At 42.8% G+C, this 22,659-nt stretch carries 13 protein-coding genes; 3 read left to right on the top strand and 10 right to left on the bottom strand.

From position 1 onward, the window contains the following. Positions 1-10: 10 nt before the first annotated feature. The 4 genes from B9Y77_RS08585 to B9Y77_RS08570 are packed head-to-tail and all read right to left on the bottom strand — an operon-like array spanning position 11 to position 5,354. Positions 11-1,738, bottom strand: coding sequence for a glycosyltransferase family 2 protein (locus B9Y77_RS08585; protein ID WP_139829285.1), 1,728 nt, complete (start codon positions 1,736-1,738; stop codon positions 11-13). Between the two features lie 32 nt (positions 1,739-1,770). Then, entirely contained in the window at positions 1,771-2,997 is a 1,227-nt protein-coding gene (locus B9Y77_RS08580; protein WP_139829284.1) for a type III PLP-dependent enzyme domain-containing protein, read from the bottom strand. 4 nt (positions 2,998-3,001) lie between these two features. Next, entirely contained in the window at positions 3,002-4,192 is a 1,191-nt protein-coding gene (locus B9Y77_RS08575; protein WP_085491229.1) for an ATP-binding protein, read from the bottom strand. 46 nt (positions 4,193-4,238) lie between these two features. Then, a complete protein-coding gene (locus B9Y77_RS08570; RefSeq protein ID WP_073423683.1) occupies positions 4,239-5,354 on the bottom strand; it encodes a DegT/DnrJ/EryC1/StrS family aminotransferase in 1,116 nt (371 codons plus the stop codon). Between the two features lie 166 nt (positions 5,355-5,520). On the opposite strand from B9Y77_RS08570, the gene B9Y77_RS08565 reads away from it, so the two are divergent. Then, positions 5,521-6,726, top strand: a complete 1,206-nt coding sequence (locus tag B9Y77_RS08565) for an ATP-grasp domain-containing protein (protein WP_085491228.1) — start codon at positions 5,521-5,523, stop codon at positions 6,724-6,726. Positions 6,727-6,729: 3 nt separating this feature from the next. Here the strand turns inward: B9Y77_RS08565 and B9Y77_RS08560 are convergent, their stop codons facing one another. From B9Y77_RS08560 to B9Y77_RS08535, 6 genes are all read right to left on the bottom strand, one after another. Continuing rightward, on the bottom strand, positions 6,730-8,169 hold the full coding sequence (locus B9Y77_RS08560) for a lipopolysaccharide biosynthesis protein (RefSeq protein WP_073423681.1): 1,440 nt from the start codon (positions 8,167-8,169) through the stop codon (positions 6,730-6,732). A gap of 14 nt (positions 8,170-8,183) precedes the next feature. Next, positions 8,184-10,277 (bottom strand): polysaccharide biosynthesis tyrosine autokinase, encoded by a 2,094-nt coding sequence (locus tag B9Y77_RS08555; RefSeq protein ID WP_085491227.1) that lies wholly within the window; start codon positions 10,275-10,277, stop codon positions 8,184-8,186. Positions 10,278-10,399: 122 nt separating this feature from the next. After that, positions 10,400-12,724 carry a hypothetical protein gene (locus tag B9Y77_RS08550; protein ID WP_085491226.1) on the bottom strand — a complete coding sequence of 775 codons (2,325 nt, stop codon included), beginning with the start codon at positions 12,722-12,724 and terminating at the stop codon, positions 10,400-10,402. Between the two features lie 38 nt (positions 12,725-12,762). After that, positions 12,763-15,036: a hypothetical protein gene (locus B9Y77_RS08545; protein ID WP_085491225.1), complete on the bottom strand. Its 2,274-nt coding sequence runs from the start codon at positions 15,034-15,036 to the stop codon at positions 12,763-12,765. A 55-nt stretch (positions 15,037-15,091) separates the two neighbouring features. Next, positions 15,092-17,380, bottom strand: a complete 2,289-nt coding sequence (locus B9Y77_RS08540) for a hypothetical protein (RefSeq protein ID WP_085491224.1) — start codon at positions 17,378-17,380, stop codon at positions 15,092-15,094. A gap of 9 nt (positions 17,381-17,389) precedes the next feature. Then, entirely contained in the window at positions 17,390-18,832 is a 1,443-nt protein-coding gene (locus tag B9Y77_RS08535; protein ID WP_085491223.1) for a hypothetical protein, read from the bottom strand. 51 nt (positions 18,833-18,883) lie between these two features. Between B9Y77_RS08535 and sppA the strand changes: the two genes are divergently transcribed. Beyond that, positions 18,884-21,196, top strand: coding sequence for a signal peptide peptidase SppA (gene sppA / locus B9Y77_RS08530; RefSeq protein ID WP_254899972.1), 2,313 nt, complete (start codon positions 18,884-18,886; stop codon positions 21,194-21,196). Positions 21,197-21,199: 3 nt separating this feature from the next. Continuing rightward, a complete protein-coding gene (locus tag B9Y77_RS08525) occupies positions 21,200-22,258 on the top strand; it encodes a hemolysin family protein (RefSeq protein WP_085491222.1) in 1,059 nt (352 codons plus the stop codon). The last annotated feature ends 401 nt before the right edge of the window (positions 22,259-22,659 follow it).

Below are 22,659 nucleotides of genomic sequence, written 5' to 3'. Positions count from 1 at the left end.
CATCCCATATTCAAATATTTATCTTGAAAAAACTTTGGCATTTTTCGATAAAATAATCATTTCTGTTGTTTTCAACATTGTCATTGCTTAACGCAAAGTCGTTGATTTTATCGCTAATGATTGGATATGGTGAAGGGTGTTTGTTTGGTGCCCAGCAGACTTTTATTCCTTCTCTGTTCTCAATAAACATTAACCAGACGTCATCCGCGTTAAGGCAGTGATTTTGAATATTTTCAATCTTGAAATAATCGCTATTGGTATTGAAAATATGCGGGGGATATAATACACCTCCTACTCCGGTAGCCATAAGATCGGAAGAGGGGGTTGCTATTTTTTTATATTCTAAATCCCACAGCTTGTAAGGGGCTATTGTTCCATCAAGCAAATGTGTTGTTTTATGAACTCGTCTTGCGGAAATACAGTTGGGATATTTTTTAAAGTTTCTGTAAAGAGATTCGATACAGTCTTTTGAATACAAAGCGTCATCATCCACCGTGATTATGATGGCATTGGAAAATTCCTGCATTGCATAGAAATACTTGTTATGCGGCTTGATGTTTTCGCAGATAGTGCGAATTTCGAGACCTTTATCTCGCATGTCTAATATTTTTTTAGGAACATCTTGCAATGAAACAGTCTTGTCTAAATACAAGACGATTTTGTCTGCTTGTAGTGTCTGGTTGAAAATCGACTTTAAGCAAAGATGAAGTGTGCTGAATCGGGCGGGATAGCTTGTGAGGGAAACGACGATAGGGGTTTCTCTATGAGAGGGTGCTAGTTTTTTTGTTGGTTGAAACTTAACCCAAAAATTTGCTCTTTGGATGCGCTTTTCTTCACCAGTTATGTATTTTTTCCATCTGCGCTTAAAAATATCTGCAATGTAACTCAATGGACTGAGGCAGAATGCTTTGGCGCTTAATTTTAGGTAATCGTTTCTCTTACCTTGCTTTTTGGCTGCCTTGATCCCGTTCCTGAAATCTTGATAGAGTGCTTTATTGCGCTCTTTGATTACAGATTTGTTTGGCTTGAAAAATTCTGTAATTTCTTTATTATACCGCTCATTTGTGTACGCCCATTTTATTTTGTTCGATTCAGTGACTCCACTGCCACGACGGTAAACTGATGAAATTATGGGATTGAAATGAACTTTTCCTTTTTGGGCAAGGAAAGCCCACATCATGGTGTCAAAAGATGAAGTTTCTTGCTGACTTAGTTCTTTAATGTATGTATTGCGGTACACTACTGAAGCTGTTGGAAATCTTCGGCGGATGAGCAAATCGTCAAGGCTTACATCGTGTTCGGGTTCTGTTGAAAAAGGCTTTATAATGTTCGTTTCGGTAAAAAGAACATTGGCATTTTCAGTGGACAATATGTAGTCTGGATGTGATTCGAGAAAGTCTACTTGCCTTTGCAGTTTGTTTGGATCCGTCCAGTAGTCATCGCCTTCGCATTCAGCAAAGTATTTTCCTTTGGCAGAAGGATAAATGAATTTACTCCAAATATCCTTAATCTTAGAGTATTGATTTTCTTTCTGTAGAATTGCCTTAATCAGGTTGGGGTACTTTTGGGCGTATTGTGCGATAATTTCCGTAGTCCCGTCAGTAGATGCATCGTCGTGAATGATGATTTCTATAGGAAAATTGACTTTCTGCATAAGAAAGCCTTCAATGGTTTGCGCAATGAAATTTTTTTGATTATATGTTGCGCAAAGGATGCTGACGAGAGGTTGGGTGTTCATGATGATTCTTTTTGTATAATATATTTTGATGCTTATTGCAGAAGATCTAATAAATGCTTTGCATCTTGTCGTTTGCGGATGATTTTGTATCCGTCTGGTGTCAATTCTACAATGGCACAGCGCGGATTGATAAAGAATGGTGTCAAATTGTTTTGGTAGGCGCCACTGCCCTTGTAAATTAGGAAGTCTCCTTTTTGGTAATGAGAGAGCTTTACCTGTTCGGAAATTCTGTCCACTTCCATACATGTGGAACCGACAATGTCGACGGTAATTTCATTTTGAGCCTCGTTGGGGCTGCACTCTTCAAAAGGATAATTTACTTTTCCTGCAGGAGGTCTTACTTGATAGATGCTTGCGTCTACAATAATGAAATCTTTGTTGTTTATTTGTTTGCGCTGGTATATTTGCGTGGCGATGTCGAAAACATTTGTAACAACAGATGCCCCAGGCTCTATGACAATGTAGGGTCTTAGTTTCTGAAAGTCGCTATTGCTCAAAAGGACATTGCAAATGCCTTGGGCATAATCTTGATAGGTGGGCTTTTTTGAAATGTCAACTTCTTTGGGGGCTGCACCAAAGAAGCCTCCACCCAGGTCGATATATTTAATGTGATTGAGTTGGTGAATGGATATGACTTCCATCAACCGAGACGCTATGATTTTGTAGTTGTCTACAACGCGATTTGTTGATGATGTATGACCGTGGAGCGAGATGATTTCTATGTCTGCGCTTTTTAGTTTTGAAATAGCGTCTTTTAAAGCTTTCGCGGTAAAGCCAAAACGACTTTCTTTTAATCCTCCTTGAACTGCCGAAGCTCCGTTTTCAGTATTGATTTCCATGTTTATACGTAAACCAACACGAATAGGTTGATTGGGTGACTCTTCCTTTATTTTGAGAACAGAGTCTACTTCATACATGCAGTCAAGATGAATAATGCTACCGTTGATGATAGCTTTCCTTAATAGAGGCTCGTCTTTTATGGGCCCGTTCAAGACGATATGCTCGCCCTGAAAACCCATCAATAGTGCCAAATCGTATTCTATTTCTGAAACAACCTCTGCGTAAGCACCTAGTTCTTTGACGATTTCCAGTAAGAATGGCGTGTAATTCGTTTTAAATGAATAGGACAGAATGAATCGATCGTATTGCGATAGAAAGGCTTGGCGGAAATTTTTTATGTTGTCCTTGAATCGGCTCGGATGTGCTATGTAGAAAGGAGTGCCGACTTCATTGGCTATGTTTTTTATTGTATTAAACATTTTTTTATTTTAAGTTGATGTGATAGTAGTTTCCGAAGTTTTCTGTTATTTCGGTCATTTTTTCGAATGAAGGGAATTTTAGGAGACATACGCCGATTCGATCAGAAAGCACGGTCAGCTTGTTTATGGTGTCGCCTGCTTTTTTGAAAATTATTTTCTTGAAAATGTATTTGTTGAGTTCTTCAGAAATCTCTATGCTGTCTAGTATGCCGTCTTTTTCTGAATAGAACAGGGTGTACGCAAAATAGCCATTGGGGGATTCGTTGGTTATACCAAGCGCTTCGCCTAACGCCAGTTTTACAGAGATTTCCTCTAGGCTGATTCCATACGCCATATTCATCATCTGGTATATGAAATTGCCACTATGTCTTGTGTTGACTTCGATAAAATAAATCTTTCCTGAAGAAGATACTCTAAATTCGAGATTTAAAGCAGCGGATTTAATTCCGGTGGAGGACACGAGTTTCTGTATTTCGCGCTTGACCTGTGCTAATGTGTCGTCTGAAAGCACTCCATTGCCGAAGATTGTTGCGCATGGCAGGATCTTGTTGCAAGATGGATAAAGGTATCTCCCTAAAAATGCTAGCTTGACCACCCCATTTTCTACGATGCAGTCCCCATTTATTTGGAGTGTTCCGTCAATGTATTCTTCGATGACAACATTTCCGCTTCTAGATTCCTCAAAGGCGAGATTTACTGCTTCTTGCAACTTTGCTATGTCTGAAACTTTCGTAATGCCTTTGTTTCCGCCAGAGTCTGTTGGCTTTACGATAACTGGAAACGTTAAGGAGTCTATGTTTGCAGGAATGGTGTTGCCCTTAAGTAAAATGAACTTGGGATAAGACGAAAAACCGTTGTTTTTAAGGTATTGCCTAAAGTTGTCTTTATAGGATAACGTGTCTTTGATAGACTCTGTAATTCCAGGCAGGTGGAATTTCTCAATGACGTGGCTTCCTGCATAAGAGCCGTGTGCCGATGCAAAATAGACTACGCCATCTACGGGGTTCTTTTCGATGTATGCATCTATGGCGTCCAAGTCGTAGGTGCTGATTAGTATGGATTCGTCGGCTTCTTTGTGCCCTGGATTTTCGGCTTTATTATCACATGTTACGACATGAAATCCGCATGACTTTGCATATTTTATTGCCGGCAGCGTTGATAAATTAGCATCAAAGAAAATAATTCGTTTTTTCATTTTAATCCAAAAGCCGTTTTAACGATTGTCTATTTCGAAGAGTGTATTATTTATGATTTCTAATGACTTCGATAACTCTGTCGATTCCATTTTCGTCAAGAGTTGCAAACATCGGAAGGCAAAGCACCTGGGACGCGAGTTTGTGGGCTATGGGAAGGTTTGAAGGATTGGCGGAGTCCAGTCCCTTGTATGCCGAGAACGTGCTGATGAGCGGGTAGAAATAGCGACGTCCGTAGATGTCGTTTTCCTTGAGTTTCTCGTACAATGCGTCACGACTAAGACCGTATTCTTTTTCGTTGATGAAAATGGGGAAGTAGGCATAGTTGTGGCGGACACCTTCGATATCCGAGAGGAATCGGATGCCATCGATTTCTTTCAGGGCTTCTCTATACTTGTTGGCTATTGCCTTGCGTTTTTCAATTGCGGCATCGACTTGTTTCAGGTTCAGTAATCCGTATGCAGCACGGACTTCGTCCATCTTGCTGTTTATGCCGGGGGCGACAACTGTCGTCTCGTCGGCGAAGCCGAAGTTCTTAAGATAGTCTATGCGGTTCTTGGTGGCTTCGTCATGGCATATTAGGGCGCCGCCTTCTATGGTGTTGTAGACCTTGGTGGCGTGGAAACTGAGCGTGCTGATGTCTCCTGCTTTCAGGACCGATTCTCCATTGATGCGTACACCAAAGGCGTGGGCTGCGTCATAGATTATCTTTAAGCCATAAATGTCTGCGATTTCCTGGATGCGCTTTATGTTGCAAGGCGTGCCGTAGACGTGTACCGGCATGATGGCTGTTGTATGCGGCGTGATTGCCGCTTCGATTTTTTCTGGATCGATATTGCCCGTAGCTTCATCGACATCTACAAATACGGGCTTAAGGCCGTTCCACCAGATAGAGTGCGTCGTGGCGACAAAGCTGTAAGGTGTCGTAATCACCTCGCCTGTGATGCGCATCGCTTGTAGTGCGGTAATCAAAGGTAGCGTGCCATTTGTAAAAAGGCTTATGTATTTGACTCCGAGATAGTCTGCTAGAGCTTCTTCTAGTTCCTGATGGTAGTGCCCGTTGTTTGTAAGCCATTTGCGGTTCCAGATGTCTTTTAACATCGGAATAAAGTCGTCAAGAGATGGCAGAAGCGGTGATGTGACAGTTATTAAATCTTTAGGCATATTGTGAATTAGATATAATTCTGAAATTTTACCTAATGCAATATAGTTTTTTAACGGTTGGCCCGAAAAAAGCAAAAGCACAAAAGCTGTAAAAAAGCGATTGTAAAAAGAAACCGTAGAGAAGTTTTTTATATTAGGGGTGTAAATTTTAAGGGACTATTGTTTCATGAATAAAAAGAAACTGATGCTGCTTGGCGGAATCCGTTATTTGCTCCCTGTCATAAAGGCTGCTCATGAACAGGGATATTACGTTATTACGGCTGACTATAAGGAAGGTAATATTGCGCATAAGTATTCTGACGAATACGTGAATGTCAGTGTTTTGGATAAAGAAGCCGTTCTTAAGGTCGCTCAAGAAAAGAATATTGACGGCATTATGTCTTTTGGCGTTGATCCTGGGGTCGTTTCGGCAGCCTATGTCCAGGATAAAATGGGCTTGCCAGCATTTGGTCCTTATGAGTCTGTAGAGATCCTACAGAATAAAGACAAATTCCGCGCTTTTCTTACGGCTAATGGCTTTAATGTTCCGAGAGCAAGGGGCTTTTCCTCGATGGAGGAGGCTTTGAGCGATTTAGATTGGTATCAGTATCCGGTAATTGTAAAACCGACAGACTCGGCTGGGTCAAAAGGTGTTTCTAGGGTGGATTCTGAAGACCAACTGAAGCCCGCGCTTCAGTATGCTTTCGATCATGCTTTTAAAGGCAACATTATTGTAGAAGAGTTTATTGAAAAACAGGGCTGTTCTTCGGATTCAGATTGTTTTTCGTATAACGGAAAAATGTTGGTTACATCTTTTTCTGCGCAGCGTTTTGATGTCAATGCCGTGAATCCTTATGTTCCTGCCGCTTTTAGCTGGCCGTCGACATTTACGAGCGAAGAGGAAGAGTATTTAAAGTCGGAAATTCAGCGCTTGATAACTCTTCTTGGCATGCGGACGAGCATCTACAATATCGAAACGCGCGTAGGCACAAATGGAAAGCCATACATCATGGAAGTGTCTCCTCGTGGCGGTGGCAACAGATTGGCTGAAATGCTCCGATATGCTACTGGTGTCGACTTGATCACTGCGTGTACGCGAGCTGCGGTTGGGGATCCTATTAGCGATATTCAGGAAAAACCTTACGATGGCTGTTGGGCTGAAGTTGTTTTACATTCGAAAAAGAATGGCGTTTTTAAGGATCTTCAAATTAAAGAATCTTTGCCTGCAAAAGTCGTTGAACGAGATTTGTGGGTAAAGCCGGGCGATGTTGTTAGCGGATTTGAAGGCGCGAACAATGCTGTTGGAATGTTAATTCTTGCGTTTAAAACAAACGATGAATTGCTTGATGCCCTGGAAAAACAGGATTCTTGGCTAGAAGTCGTTGTTGAATAATTCCTACGATTTCTTTAACAGACTCAGGATTTCCTTGAATACATCCTTGTTGAAAAGGTAATTTGTCGTAAGGTAGTATAGTATCCCGACGGTAAGCCCGACCCCTATTTGAAGACCATATTCATCTTGAGGCATAAAATTGTTTATGACAAGGATGATTGCTGCCATTGCAGTGGAGTTGAACAATGTCGGGAAAAGGAACTTCAACTGTTCCCCAATTCCTGCGTTTATGAATTTCTTGGAGTAGTAGGTGTTTATGAATAATCCAAGAATGGAATCTACGATTTGCCCAATGCACATGGCTGTAATGCCAATAGGAAGCGTTATAAGGAGTATTGCTAAACCGATGACTTTTTTGATGACTTCCAGTTTGAGGAACAAGTCGGATCGTCCGAGAACCTGTAGTATGTTCAGGTTTATTGCGTGAACCGGATACCACATCATGGCGATGCATAGAATTTGCAAAAGGGGAATCATCTCCTTCCAACGCTCCGTCAGAAGAAGCAATGTCATTGGCTTTGACAATGCAAGAAGTCCTAGCATGAGCGGGAAAATAATCAGTGCAGAGTAATTAATGAATTTTAGAAAGCTGTTTCTCATGCGCTGGGGATCATTCTGCAGGGCGCTTAATACGGGGAAAGATACTCGATGTAAAATGCGCATGATGTTTTGCGATGGAAACTGGGAAAAATGATCTGCTTTTGCAAATGCTCCTAATTGTGCAGGCGTATAGAATTTTCCGATGACAAGTGGATAAAGGTTGTTGTAGACGGTGTCCAGAAGTCCTGAAATCAGTAGCTTTGAACCGTAAGAGAAAAGGTTCTTGAAGGATTCTTTGTCGAAAAAACACTGTGGATGCCAGCGAACCGTAAGCCAATAAAGAAATGCGTTGAATGTGGAGCAAAATAGAGCTTGAATGACAAGTGACCAAACTCCATATCCATTGTATGCAAATCCAATCCCTACAATTCCAGAGATGATTGCTGAGGCTAATGATATTTTGGCTTGCTTTTTAAAGTCGATTTTAATGGTTAGATTGGTAACTTGCACCGTTGAAAACGATTGCACGATGAGTCTTAATGCTAGAACTCTTAATACGAGGGTAAGTTCCGGCATGTTATAGAAGCTTGCTATAAATGGAGCTGTAAAGAATAGTATGGCGTAGCATACAAGGGACATGCCGATGTTGAAGAAAAACATCGTCGCCATGTCCTTTTCGGTGCGGTCTATTTTGCGGATGATTGCGTTTGCAAAGCCACTATCGATAAATGTCTGGCAAATGGCCAAAAAGATGGTTAGCATCGCAATGACGCCGTAGTCCGCAGGGGTCAATAGACGTGCAAGTACGATGCCAAATAAAAACTGAATGCCCTGTGTAGAAAATCTTTCTACAGCACTCCAAAACATCCCTTTGGCTGTTTTCTTTTTAAGGTCGGATGCCATGGCAAAATGTAATGCTAGTATTTTCCGTATTTATAACCATAGCCATCGCTGTGGCCGTGCTCGTACTTGTTGATGACAAAGCTTGCGTGGGCATTGCTGTTACCCTTCAGGAGCTGAGTCATGCCGTCCTTGATGGCGTCGATACTGTGTTTGTTGTATTCGATGACCATGACAATCTGGGATACGACTCGGCAAGCCAGAGCAGCATCTGTCACAAGCATGATTGGCGGCGTATCTACGATGATGAGGTCATAGGATTTTTCAAGTTCGCTGATCATGGATGCATAGTGCTTGGAACCGAGCAGTTCAGAGGGGTTCGGGGGTACTGTACCGCATTGCATGATGAACAGGTTGTCGACTTCAGTGTTATGGATGACTTCGTCCACAGTGGCTTCACCGAGGAGAATCTGGGAGAGCCCTTTACCACGCTTGATGCCGAATTCCTTGTGCAGACGACCTTTGCGGAGGTCGGCATCGATAAGCAGAACCTTTTTGCCGAGCCCTGCGTATAATGCGGCGAGGTTTACTGAGATGAAACTCTTGCCGACACCCGGAATAAGACCGCTGACGCCGATGGTTGGGCTGGAGCCTTCTTCCATGCTGAATTCGAGAGAGCTTCGGAGCGCACGAATCGATTCCACAGCGACATCGTCTGGCTCGACAACTGCAAGGGGGCGTGTTCCCTTGGTGCCGTTGGGGTTGCCTTTCGGCACCTTGGCATAGACGCTGAATCCTGTTTCGCGTTCGATAAAGTTTGCATCACGTACGCCGTTGCTGAACTTGCTACGAAGCGTTACGAATGTCGCGCCCGTGAGTAAGCCCAGAAACAGCATTGCGAAGATGATCATGGATTTCTTCGGCTTCATGGGGCGAGAAACTTCTTCGGCAAAGTCGATGATACGGACCGATCCGACTTCGCCAGCTGATACGAGCTTTAGCTGCTGGATGTTGTTGAGCATCGTCGTGTACATGTGCTTGCTCATGTCCACTTCGTTCGTGAGTTTCAAAACTTCCTGTTGCGTGTTCGGAAGTCGCTTTGTTGCGGCCGTGTTGTTGGCGAGTTCACGCTTTAGGTTGTTTTCTTGTTCTTCAAGAGTCTTGATTGTCGGGTGTTCCGGTTGGAATAAACGGATTGCACTTTGTTTTTTTTGCTGCAAGTCCAGCAACTTTTGTTGCAACACATTGCGCTTTTCCAAAATAATTTGGGTTTCGGCGCCGATATCTACGGAGCCAACTTTGTTGCGGTAAGTATTGAATTTAAGGAGCGAACTATCCATCTGTTCTTTGACTGCCGGAAGTTGCTTTTCCAAAAATTCCAACGTTTTTTGAGCTTCGGCATTGCGCTGTTCAACGTTTTGCCTTAGGTAAGATGTTGCAATTTCGTTCAGGATTTGGGTGGCGCGGTCCGGATAGATGTCCTGGTAGCTAAATTCCAAAATGCCAGTCTTTTTGCCTTTTTCCTTGATATCAAAAGCCTTCTTGAATGCTGCGATGGCGTCCAGGCGATTAAGTTCCTGAAGTTCGAATTTTTGACCTGCGGTAGCTTCCATTCGATGGACGCAGAATACGGCTGTATCGCCTGCGTATGGGAAATGGTATGTGTTGCCGACACTTCCCGAAAGTACCAATTTATTGTTGTGGTCGTACAGGTTGAAAGTCGTGCTGTCAGTTGCTTCTGCAATCCAAGGTACGATTTTTTCGTTTTTGGGAATGAGCGTCCAAGGCACTTCGAAACGGCTGATTTCCATGCGACCTTCGCGGTGCAATAGGCGATCAAGGCTGTTTACTGGGGTTGCTGTGTATTGTAAGTGCATCTTTTCAACAGCTTCGCCAATGATATGACGGCTCTTGATAAGTTCGATTTCCGTTTCTGCAGGGCTGGAACTCGCGAACAGGCTAGGAAGTCCGCCCATCATGCCTACGCTCTTGTTGCTCTTTGATTCAATTTGGAGCAGCGCGTCTACTTTATAGACGGGGCGTATCCAAAATGCGATGAATACGCCGATGATTCCGGCGACAAAAATACACGGAACCATGATTTTCCAATTTTTTGCCAGGTCTTTTAATAAGTCCCAAAGATCCGTTTCTTCTTTCTTTGCTGATGCCATAGAGTATACCTTAAATATCCAATTTAGTATACTAAATTAGAAAAATAAAGGGCTTGGGAATGTGGCAATTCTTGCGTAAGGGCTTCTTTTTATCTTTTTTATGTGGACGAATTGTATTTGGCTCAATCATTTTCATTGACTTCGCATTTTCCCTGATCGATTAATTCGGTTGTACAGGCGAATCCCGCGTCTATTTCCTCTTGAGTGGCTAATCTAAACTTGCCGTTGTCGCAAACGTATTTCGTTCCCGATTTTCCTGAAATGGTATAATTTCCACCCTTCGAAGTACATATGGCCGGAGCGACGTCGATGTCTATATCTGTGGCGACTTTCCATCCATAGTGTAAATCCCCTAAGCCATAGTAGAAACTTTGGCAGATGTATTTTGTTTTTTTTGTACTGTCTATTGAAATAGGGTATGATAAGTAATATAAATGTTCACTATAATATTCGTCTTCATAGAATATGGTATCGGAGGCTAGTTCCATGGAGGGGCCTTCTTTTATTGTACCGTAAAGGTCATTGTCACATCCGAAACCCAATACACATGCGGACGCATGGGCTATATTTCCTGACACGTAGCAACGTTTTTTGCATTGATCTTCAAAATGATCAATATTTTCTTGATTGCAATTTAAGCATTTTTCCTTTACGGGGGTGAAGTTGCCCCAGTAAGCATTGTTTTCTTTGCTGTCGGCGTCATCACTTGGATTGTTGCAAATGCTGGTATATTCTCGATATCTTATGTGCTCCCAATCCCAGGAAAAAATTGTTTCATATCTATTTTGGGGGCTTTCACGTCTATTTTTTTTGCAAATGTAATAGCCTGGGTTATAAACGATTCTAAAACAATCATTATCTTCGGGGGATTCGGGATAGAGTATACATTCAAGTTTAGATAAAGCCTGCTTTATGCGGCTTTCTGCGTATCCAAAATTTCCTACATTTTTTTCGTTACACCCTCCAAGAGATGCTTCAGGGATTGTTGCCACTCGCCATTTTTGGTTGTCGAAAATATAGACAACATCCGTTACGTTGCCTTTGCGGATGGCACCTTCTGTCGTATCTTTCCAATCTAAAGTATCTAATTCGTATTCGATGGGGTAGGAATCTCTGAATCCGAGCGTTAGCCACATCTTATTTTTGCAAATATAATACCTATCACCTTTTTTTACTTTCGTATTTTCACGTTTATGTGTGCAACCTCCAAAACCGTATTCGCATTCAGAGTAATGCCCTATGCGCCAAGTTGTGTACGTGTCATCGTAAACTTCGCATTTTCGCTTTTCAGAATCTAGCCAGCGGATGTCACTATCTTTTGCAATTTTGCTGTTTAATGTATCTATATTTGGATAGTCGTCTATTTCTTTCGACGTGGCTATTTCCCATTTGCTGGATCGGCAAATGAAATGTTCTTCCCCAAAAGAACTTAATTTATTTTTATTTTCTTTAATTCTGTTTTCTTGCTTGTCGGTGCATTCTCCAAGATCGTAATTTTGTTGCCAAAAGTTATCCATGTATTTTTTTAATATTGATAAATCAACGGTTTGGTTCCATTTTTTTATATAACCCTTGATTTTCTCGAATGCAGTGTTCTGGCTTAAGTAGCTTGCCCAATCGGCAATTTCTGTTTTAGTCTCTTCGTTGTTCCAGGTTCCAAATGTTTCGATATATGACGTAAAGTCTGTTAAGCGGTTATTTAAGTTTTCATCAAGGAGGTGACTTTGCAAGAGTACCGATATAGCAAGTAAAGCTGCGCTTTGTTTGTCTTTCCCAAAGAAGTCAATGTTTTCGGCATCATCGAATCCGTCGTTTTCAATATCGAATGCTCTTAAAATTTCAGTTTCTGCTTGTTTTTTCGCGCTTGTCACAGAAATATCTTTTTCATTGATCAAATACAATATGCGTTTGTACGATAAATGGGTAAGGAAGTTTATGTTTACATTGTCGTGATTGTCTAAATCAGTGAAGGCATACAATGTGATACTGTAGGCTGATTTTGCACCAGTAATGTTGTCGATGTAGCGACCATTCACTTTAAACAATGCATATTGTGATTTGAAATCTTCCAATTTGATGGAGTAACTTCCTGAATCATTCTTAATTTTTGTTTCGTAACTGATTCCCGTCTGCTGAAAGTTTGTGTCAAGTTCATAAACAGAAACTGTCGCCCCTTTTTCAAAAGGCCCTTGCGCCATGCCCGAGATTGTTTTGTTGATGACAGAAAGTTTTTCGGCTTTTTCACTAGAGCTACAGGAAGACTTGGAATCCTTGTTTGCTTTTTCGCTGGAGCTGCTAGACGATTTGGAATCCCTGTTAGCTTTTTCGCTAGAACTGCTAGAAATTCCGATTCCTTCGATGGAATCGCTTGCAGAACTGCCGGAATCATCCCCGCAGGAAACGAGGATAAAAGAAAGGAGAAATGAAAGAATGGCTAAGTTTTTCATGATTTGCTCCTGTTGATAAATTTATCTCTTGCTAGTTTCTATTCATTTGTACGACATTTCTCTACAATACTCTTGAGTTCAGTACAGGTTTTACCATATTCTTTTTCCGTTTCAGTGTTGCATGAAATACCGTTAAGTATTATGCATGATGAACAAGCAATTCCCGTTTCTATTTCCTCTTGCGTGGCGTATCTAAACCCGGATTCATCGCAAACGTATTTATTATTCTTTCCCGAAATGATTTCTCCCTTGCAATTTCCGCTATCGCCCATGTACATAGTACATGCAAAACCCGCATCAATTTCTACTGGGGTCGCTAACCTAAGCGTTTCGTTTTCGCAAACGTATGTATTTTTCTTTCCGACAACAATTTGACCGTCGATATCCAAAGTGCATATAGTTGGGATTGCGTCGAGATCAAAATCTGAGGCTGCATCCCATTGATAGGATGGATGTGGTTTGATATAGGATGTCTCATAATTGTATCCGATGTATCGGATTCGACAGATGTATGTTGTTTTATTGGTGCTGTCTATTGAAGTCACGTATGAATGGTATCTGTAACAATCTTCACCTAGATCTTTGATCTCGGTTTTAGATTTTATGGTGGGACCTTCTTTTATTGTGCCTAAAAGGGATTCTGTGCAATCGTCGAAGTCTGTTGCGCATTTTAATACATTCATTGTAAATCTTCCCTTATAGCATTGTTTTTTGCAAATGTTTTCAAAATAATCGAAAATCTCTTGTTTGCAATTTACACATTTTATAGGGTCTATGCCGCCCCAATGGATGTCGTTGTTGTTGGCGTAATAGCTGGAGTCGTTGCATATGTAATCATAGTCAAAAGCGTCTAATCCACTCCAATAAAATTTCTTATCATAATCTTTTTGGCAAATGTAAAAGTTTGGATGATAATCAGAATCGGCGTATCCAAAATTTCCTACAGTTTTTTCATTACACAATCCAAGAGAGGCTTCGGGGAGTGTTGCAACTCGCCATTTCTTGTTGTCGAAAATATAGATGATGTCCGTTATGTCGCCTTTGCGGGTGGCTCCTTCAGTTGTGTCCTTCCAGTTTTGAATATCTTTTTCGAATAGAAGCCCTTTTTCCTTGATTGTTTCATAATCGTTCATGGAAATCCATTCTTTGCCGTCGCAAATGTACCATTGATTGTCGGAATCCTGTTCTGCGTCGTTTTTGCGAAGTTTCGTGCATCCGCTCAAACCCATCGTACAATTTGTTCGATCGATTTTGTGCCATACACTGTCTTCATAGACATAGCAGACGGAGTATTCCTTGTCCCAGTAGATATCTCCGTCGCTTGCGGTGGTGTCGATGTACAATGTGTCCGTATAGAGGTATTTCACTATTTCATCTTTTTGAGCCTCTCTCCAAGTTCCAGATTTGCAGATGAAGAATGTGTTTGCTTTGTTGCTTGCTGGATTGTTGTTCTTTTTGACTACATTATTTTGTTTGTTTGTGCAATCCCCAAGACCGTTATTTTGCAGCCAAAATTTATTCATGTATTTTTTGATTGCGGATGCATCTATTGAAATTTTATATTCAAGGTCGCTCCAGGATTTTTTGTTCCTTTCGTATGCCCAGTCGGCAATCTTTGTGATTGTTTTCTTGTCGTCCCAAGTGCCGTCTTTTTCGATATCCGAGATGTAGTCTGCCAAGAAATCTTCACCGCCCCTATTTAGAAGATCGCTTTGCATTAGTGCAGATATGGAGAGTATAGGCCAATTTTGTTTGGTATCCGTAAAAATGTCTATATCCTCGGCAGCTCCCAAATCTTCCCCGATGTTGAATGATTTCAAGACTTCAGTTTCTGCTTGCTTTTGGGCTTTGGCTACGGTCATGTTCTTTTTTGTGACCAAATACAGCACCCGTTTATGTGCCAAGTGGGTGAGAATGTTTATATTTGCTTTTTTGGTGTTGCCTAAATCGGCGAGTGCGTACAGGGCTGTATTGTCCGAGGTTTTCTCTGGTGCGAAAATGTCGCGTAAATTGCCGTCTGCTTTAAGCAATGCGTATTGGTATTTGAAGTCCTTTACGTTTATCGAATATTCGCCATGTTCATTTGTGATTTCCGTTTCTATGTTGTATCCTGTTTTCTGAAAATTTGAGTCAAGCTCGTAAACAGAAACCGTAGCCCCCTCTTCAAAGGGACCTTGCGCCATTCCTGAAATGGTCGTGTTGATGAGTTTTTCGGATTCTTCGTTGGAATCGCCTACGGAACTGCTGGAATCATCCCCGCAGGAAACGAGCAAAAGAGAAAGGAGCAATAGAATAAGAGCTTTGTTTTTCATGATCTATTCCCTTCTGTGAATAAGGTAAAATGACAAATTCCGAGTATATCCATACCTACTCTTTTTGCTTGGTGTGGCATTTCTCTACATGTTGCATATATTCTGTACAGGCCATACCTGTTTCTTTTTCTAGTTTATCGTCGCATTCCGTTATTCCTGTATTACGGATATATTCTGTACATGCGATGCCGGCATCGATTTCTTCTTGGGTGGCGATTCTAAACCCGCCATAGTCACAAACATATTTGTTATTATTCTTTCCAGAAATGAGAACCCCCTTGCTATTCCTCCAAGTATCACATAGTTTGGGTGCTAATTCGATGTCAATATCCGAGGCGATATACCAACGTGGGGGGAACGAATATTCACTAGAATAGGGATTAGAATAGTGGGTTCTGCAGATGTAAGTTGTTTTTTTAGCGCTGTCTATTGATGTTGCGGATAAATAGGCTTCGTCATTTACGTCACCCGCATATTCGTAGTCATTTTTTAACTTTATCAAGGGTCCTTCGTTTATTGTGCCTAAACGGGACTCTGTGCATCCGCCGAAGCCCAATGCGCATTCCGTTACATTTCCTATGCGCCATCCATTGCTTGTTTTATCCGTACTTGAATAAAAAGGACTTTCTCCATCAAGTACATAGCAGCGTTTTTTGCACAGGTTTTCCAAAAAATCGAAATCCTCTTGTTTGCAGTTAATACAATTTTTCTTTATTGATTCTATACTACCCCAATGGGCATCGCCTGCTTTATTGCTAGTGTAATAGCTGGAATCATTACATATGTATTTGTTTAAGGAACCATCGTCGATAAGATTCCAATAAAAATTGTTGCTTCCGTCATTTTGGCAAATACCATAGTTGCCAAACTCTGGACCATGGTAAGCTCCATGAACACCGTAAGCGTAGCTAAGGGGAGAACTTTGACAATTATTACGATCTTCTACGTAACCAAAGGCTCCTACATTTTTTTTGCTGCATTTTCCAAGTGAAGCTTCGATGAGTGTTGCTACTCGCCATTTTTTGTTGTCGAAAATATAGATGACATCTGATTTATTGCCTTTACGGATGGCTCCATCGGTAGTATCTTTCCAATCTAGAGTGTCTTTTTCGAATAGAAGTCCTTTTTCCCATAATTCAGTCGAGTCTAAAAAACAGTTGTCCATATCAAGCCACTCTTTGCCATCGCAGATATTCCAGAGTTTGCTGTTATTCTGTTCTGCTTCATTTTTACGAAGTTTCGTACAGCCACTCAATCCTGTTTTACAAATGGTTTTATTGATCTTGTGCCATACACTGTCTTCATAGACATAGCAGACGGAATATTTCTTGTCCCAGTAGATATCTCCGTCGCTTGCGGTGGTGTCGGTGTATAATGTATCCGTATAGTAATATTTATTTACTTCAACTGTTCTTGCGGTTGCCCAATCTGTAGATTTGCAAATGAAGAACGTATTTGCTTCGTTGCTTGCAGGATTGTTGTTCTTTTTGACTACATTATTTTGTTTGTTTGTGCAATTTCCAAGACCGTAATTTTGTTGCCAAAATTTATTCATGTGTTTTTTGATTGCGGATGTATCGATTGAAATTTTATATTCAAGGTCGCTCCAGGATTTTTTGCTCCTTTCGTATGCCCAGTCGGCAATCTTTGTGATTGTTTTCTTGTCGTCCCAAGTGCCGTCTTTTTCGATATCCGAGACGTAGTCTGCCAAGAAGTCTTTAACGCCCCTATTTAGAAGATCGCTTTGCATTAGTGCAGATATGGAGAGTATAGGCCAATTTTGTTTGGTATCCGTAAAAATGTCTATATCTTCTGCGGCCCCCAAATCATCATTAATGCTGAATGATTTCAAGACTTCAGTTTCTGCTTGCTTTTGGGCTTTGGTTACGGTCATGTTCTTTTTTGTGACCAAATATAGCGCCCGTTTATGTGCCAAGTGGGTGAGAATGTTTATGTTTGTTTTTTTAGTGTTGCCTAAATCGGCGAGTGCGTACAGGGTTGTTTTGCCTGAGGTTTTCTCTGATGTGAAAATATCATGTAATTTGCCGTCTGCTTTAAGCAATACGTATTGGGATTTGAAGTTCTTTACATTTATCGAATATTCGCCATGTTCATTTGTGATTTCCGTTTCTATGTTGTATCCTGTTTTCTGAAAATTTGAGTCAAGCTCGTAAACAGAAACCGTAGCCCCCTCTTCAAAGGGACCTTGCGCCATTCCTGAAATGGTCGTGTTGATGGCTTTTTCGGCTTCTTCGTTGGAATCGCCTGCAGAACTGCCGGAATCATCCCCGCAGGAAACGAGCAAAAACGAAAGGATAAAAACAAGAAGGGCTGTGTTTTTCATGGGTTCTTCCTATTGATTATTGTCCTGCACTATACCGCATTTTTCGACCTCGCGCATGCATCCTGTACAGGCGTTACCCGCTTCTATTTCCTCTGGGGTGGCCTCTCTAAACCCGTAATCATCGCATACATATTTATTGTTGTTCTTTCCTGAAATGAATTCTCCTCCCTTGCAACTCCATGCATAGTTACAAAATACGGGATATAATTCGATGTCAATATCCGAGGCTACATCCCAGCCTCGGGGGGGATATTCTGGACCAAGAATCCAATTAGATTTCTTGCAGATATACTTTCTTTTTTGCGTGCTATCAATAGATGTCACGGATGTATAGGAAATTGTTCTTTCATAAGGTAAATAATCGTGATGGATTTCTGTTTTAATGGCGGGACCCTCGATCATTGTACCGATACGGGATTCTGTGCATCCGCCTCCACCTAATGCGCATTCAGTTGCGAATCCTAAACGCCATCCACCATCGAGCACGTAGCAGCGTTTTTTGCAGGTGCTCTCCAAAAAATCAATATTCTCTTGTTTGCAATTTATACATTTTTTCTTTATGGGTTCTATGCTACCCCAATGGGCGTCGCCTTCTTTGCTGTTTGCGTAATAGCTGGAATCATTGCATAGATGGTTGTGGTCGCTGATGTCTAATCCACTCCAATAAAATTTTTTATCGTATTTTTTTTGGCAAATGTAATAGCCCGGACTGTAAGTAGCATTAGGACATTCATCGGAGTTTTTCTTACATTCGAACCATGTGGGGGGAATAAAATTTTGCCATATGCGCATTTCCACATATCCAAAACCGTTTTCAGTTTTTTCGTTACACCCTCCAAGAGAAGCTTCTGGGAGCGTTGCTACACGCCATTGTTTATTGTCGAAAATGTAGATGACGTCCGTTATGTTGCCTTTGCGAATAGCGCCTTCTGTCGTATCTTTCCAACCTAAAGTATCTGATTCGTTCTCGATATTCATCTCCGGGTTGATGGAATCTATTGGAACGCTAACCCACATCCAGGCCTTGTTTTGGCAAATATAATACCCATCCGAATGGTATATTTTTTTTGTTTCACGTTTTTTTGTACAGCCTCCAAAATCAGATCCGCATTCGTTTGATTCTCCATCACGCCAAGTCGTGCCATCGTAAACTTCGCAGTATCTTCCACTTCCATAACCATTGGGATTTTGCCATGTTACCCAACGGATATCGCCATCTTTTGCTGAATCATTGTCTAATTCCATCTCGTTGGAGCTACTGCTAGAAACGCTTGAAAGTTCCGAATTTTCGCTGGAGCTGCTAGACGATTTGGAATTATTGTTGTTTTTTTCGCTGGAACTGCTAGAGAGTTCGTAATCCTCATTGAAATCACCAGCGGAACTGCCGGAATCATCCCCGCAGGAAACGAGCAAAAACGAAAGGATAAAAACAAGAAGGGCTGTGTTTTTCATGGTTTATTCCTTTCCCAAATTCCACCTTCTTTTAAATTTACTAAAATATTTATGATGAAGAAAGAAAATTTTCCATTTTCAGCATTTGCTGTTGCGATTACCGCGCTTTCTGCGATGGCTTTCGCTTACCTGCCGGGTGAATCGCGTTTTGTTTCGCTTGAAGGGGCGCACGGTGTTTTCGGGAATCCGGCTGGGCTCTCGGCTTTGGATTCCAAGGGGGCTCTAGCTTCGTACCAGTTTGACGATGGCATTACGGAATTTCGCGTGGGCGGTAACTTGGACCGCGTTGGAGCGGGTTTCGAGTATCGCTTTAACGATAAGGGAATGGATGAATCCCGTTGGAACTTGACGCATAGCTTTCCGCTTTTTGACCGCAGCGCGTTTTTGGGTGGACGCGTTACGGCGTTTCGCAGTGCTGATTTTAAGGGAACGGAATGGACGTATTCTCCGGGCATTTTGATTCGCCCGTTCAGCATGCTTTCGTTAGGCTATTCTTGCGATAACTTGCTATATCTGGGCCCCACATCAATGGAGCGTGTGCACAACGCTGGTGCAACACTTCGTCTGGGCGATTTCTTTAATGCAAGTTACGATGTCGAAGACTGGAAGGAACATCGTCTGCTTCTGGAACTTTCGCTATACGGGTATCGCTTTGGATTCAAGATGCCGATTTATGGCGATGATAATGAATACGCGTTTACGCTTTCGGTATCGCTTGGCGGGCATGCTGATGCTTCATTGGAAATTTTTGATGACTTTTTGCCTAAAGGCGGTAGCATCGGTTTCCATACATCACGTAATCCTCGTGCATCGCGTTCGGCGCAGATTGTGCGTGTGCCGCTAAATATGGAAGTTTCCGAAGTCGAAAAGAAATTCTTGTTCTTTGCTCCATCTTCTATCGGCCTCATGAAGGTTCGCAATTTATTCGAACATCTGTTGCGCGATCCGGCGGCAGGGCTTGTGGTGCTTGATTTTTCTGGCTATAGTGGCAACTTGGCTATATCCGAAGAAATCAACCGTTACGTGAAAAAGCTCAAGGCTCGTGGCGGTCTCGTGATCGCTTACATGGATGACGTGCGCCCGGCAGTGCTTATGGCTGCTGCGAATGTGGACCGCATTGTGGTGGAGCCTTCGGCGTATTTTACTTGGCTTGGTCTTGGTGGCGGAATTACGTTTTACAAGGGGCTTTTGGATAAATTAGGCATCAAGGTGGAATTCCTGCGCCATGGTGCGTACAAGTCGGCAGTGGAACCTTACACCGCGGACTCCATGTCGGTGAATGCCCGCGAAAATATCGAAACGCTTTACAAGGATATTTGGGAACTTGTCCGTATGCGTGTTGCTGGTCGCATGAAATTTGGAACTGCGTCGGTAAATACAGAAAAATTGGACGAGCTCGCGCAAAAGCCTGTAATTACTGCCCTTGGCGCCAAGAAAGTGGGGCTTGCTGATACACTGCTTTATATTGATCAGGTGCCTGCGTATGCGCTAAAGACGTTCTTCGATATCGATGCTCCGTATGCGGGCTTTAGGACTTGGGCTCCGTCGAATACCAAGATCTTTGACGAACGTTGGAATCACCGCACAAAAGTGGCTTTGTTGAACATCAATGGTACGATTGATTCCCGCATGGAAGAATCTGTGCTTGATAACTTGCATCGACTCCCTGGCATGGGCGTGAAGGCTTTGCTGGTACGGATTAGTTCTCCGGGCGGAAGCGCCATTGCGTCTGATAAAATCTGGGGTGCGCTTAAGAACTTGAAGCGTTTTGACATCCCGATTGTGGCAAGTATCGGAAGTTCTGGAACGTCGGGCGCCTATTACATTGCTTGTGGTGCAGATAAGATAATTGCAGAACCCTTCGCCATTGTGGGAAGCATTGGGATTTATGGCGGTAAAATTGACGCTTCGGGCTTGATGCAAAAAGTCGGACTGCGCAATGAACCGGTCAAGACGAATGATTATTCAGATGCACGCTCTTTTGCACGCCCGTGGACGGATACCGAAAAGGCGGCTCTCCAGGAATACATGGATGACTTCTACAATCGTTTTACGGGTGTAGTTTCGCAGGCAACTGGAATTGACCAAGCTGTGGTCGATTCCGTGTATGGCGGCGGTCGTGTGATGGTCGGCTGGAAGGCGAAAGAGGCTGGGCTTGTGCATGGCTTGGGTGGGTTTGACGACGCTCTTGACGAAGTTCGCAAGCTTGCCGATATCCCGAAATCTACGGAAATTGAACTGATGCAATTGAATACCGAGGATTCTTTTGTGGTGCCGTTTATGAACACGAAATCGTTTGGAAACTTTATTCGTGACATGGAGCGCACCCAGTTCTGGGCGATAGAGCCGGGGTTGATGGAATAAATTATGTTAGAAATTGCATTAACTGTTTTTTGTTGTCTTGCTGCTTCGGCGTTCTGCTCTGTGACCGAAGCTTCGTTCTACAGTGTCCCGCCTTCGACGGTGGAAGTCTTGGAGCGCCAAAAGAAATTTACTGCACGTTACCTGAAGCACGTGAAGGATAATATCGACCGTTACATAGCCTCGGTGCTTGTGGTGAATACGGTTGCAAATACGGTGGGCGCGTCACTAGCGACAGCCTTGGCGGTAAAGCGCTTGTCGCCTTCGGCGGCGATGCTCTTGCCGGTGATACTCACGATTCTCATTTTGCTTTTTGGCGAAATCACTCCCAAGACGCTCGGCGTCAAACAGGCGAAAGTCTGCGCACCGCTCGTGGCTGTACCGTTTTACTACATCACGAAAATCCTCAGCTGGACGGGAATCATCTGGCTTTGCCTCACGCTTACCAAGCACTGGACGCACGAAGACAAAGAAAAGAAGGACGTGAGCATCGAGGACATCAACAGCCTTGTGAGTCTCGGGTTGCGTGAAGATGTGATTGACCGCCAGCAGGCACTTGTCATCAAGAACATCCTTTCGCTCAAGTCGCTCCCGGTGCGCCGTGTGATGACGCCGCGACAGGTCGTATTTACGCTCCCCGCCGACAGTACGATAGGCGAGACTCTTGACGAGCGCGGAAACTGGCCGTTTTCGCGTGTGCCGCTTTACGACAAGAAAAAAGACAATTGGATAGGCATTGTGCTCCGCCGCGATGCGTACAATCTTTTAGCCGAAGGCAAACGCGATGTGAAACTGCGCCAGCTCATGCGCCCGATGCAGCTCGTGCCCGACAGCCTCATGACGGACAAACTTTTACTCCGATTCCTCAAACAGCGCGGCCACATGGTGGGTGTTGTGGATGAATTCGGTGCCATTGCCGGCATCGCGAGCCTCGAAGACGTTCTCGAAGAAATCCTCGGTCGCGAAATCGTTGATGAGTTTGATGTGGCTGTGAACCTCCAGGAAACTGCCCGCCGCAAGTCCAAGGCACTCGCCTCCATGCGCAAGGAGAAAAGTAGACAGTAGGATGAGGCTTTGTGATGCCCAATTGTCACCCCGGATTTAATCCGGGGTCGCCATTAATACATTCGTTCTAAGGTAGGATTGTGTCATCCTGAGCGGAGTCGAAGACAACCTCAAAAGGCGAGTGTCGCAACCATACTCGTATGGGTATGACCGAGCCGAAGAGGTTGGGGCTACTAGCCCCATCTAGTGACGTATTTCTAATGACTATTGACCAAAGACCATTGTCTAACAAAAACGCTATACTAATTAATATAATTCCATCAATTGATAGAACGTTTAACCCGCAAAAATACTACTTTTTTCAAAAATTACACCTTTTTACCCTTGAACCCTTGCAGAAAATCATCTAAATTTACTTTGCTTTTCTCGGGGCGCCTTTGCCCCGGAATTTCACTCACTAG

The sequence above is a fragment of the Fibrobacter sp. UWB13 genome (assembly GCF_900177805.1).
In the GTDB taxonomy this organism is placed as follows: Bacteria; Fibrobacterota; Fibrobacteria; order Fibrobacterales; family Fibrobacteraceae; genus Fibrobacter.
This window is presented reverse-complemented; position numbering and strand designations above follow the sequence as displayed.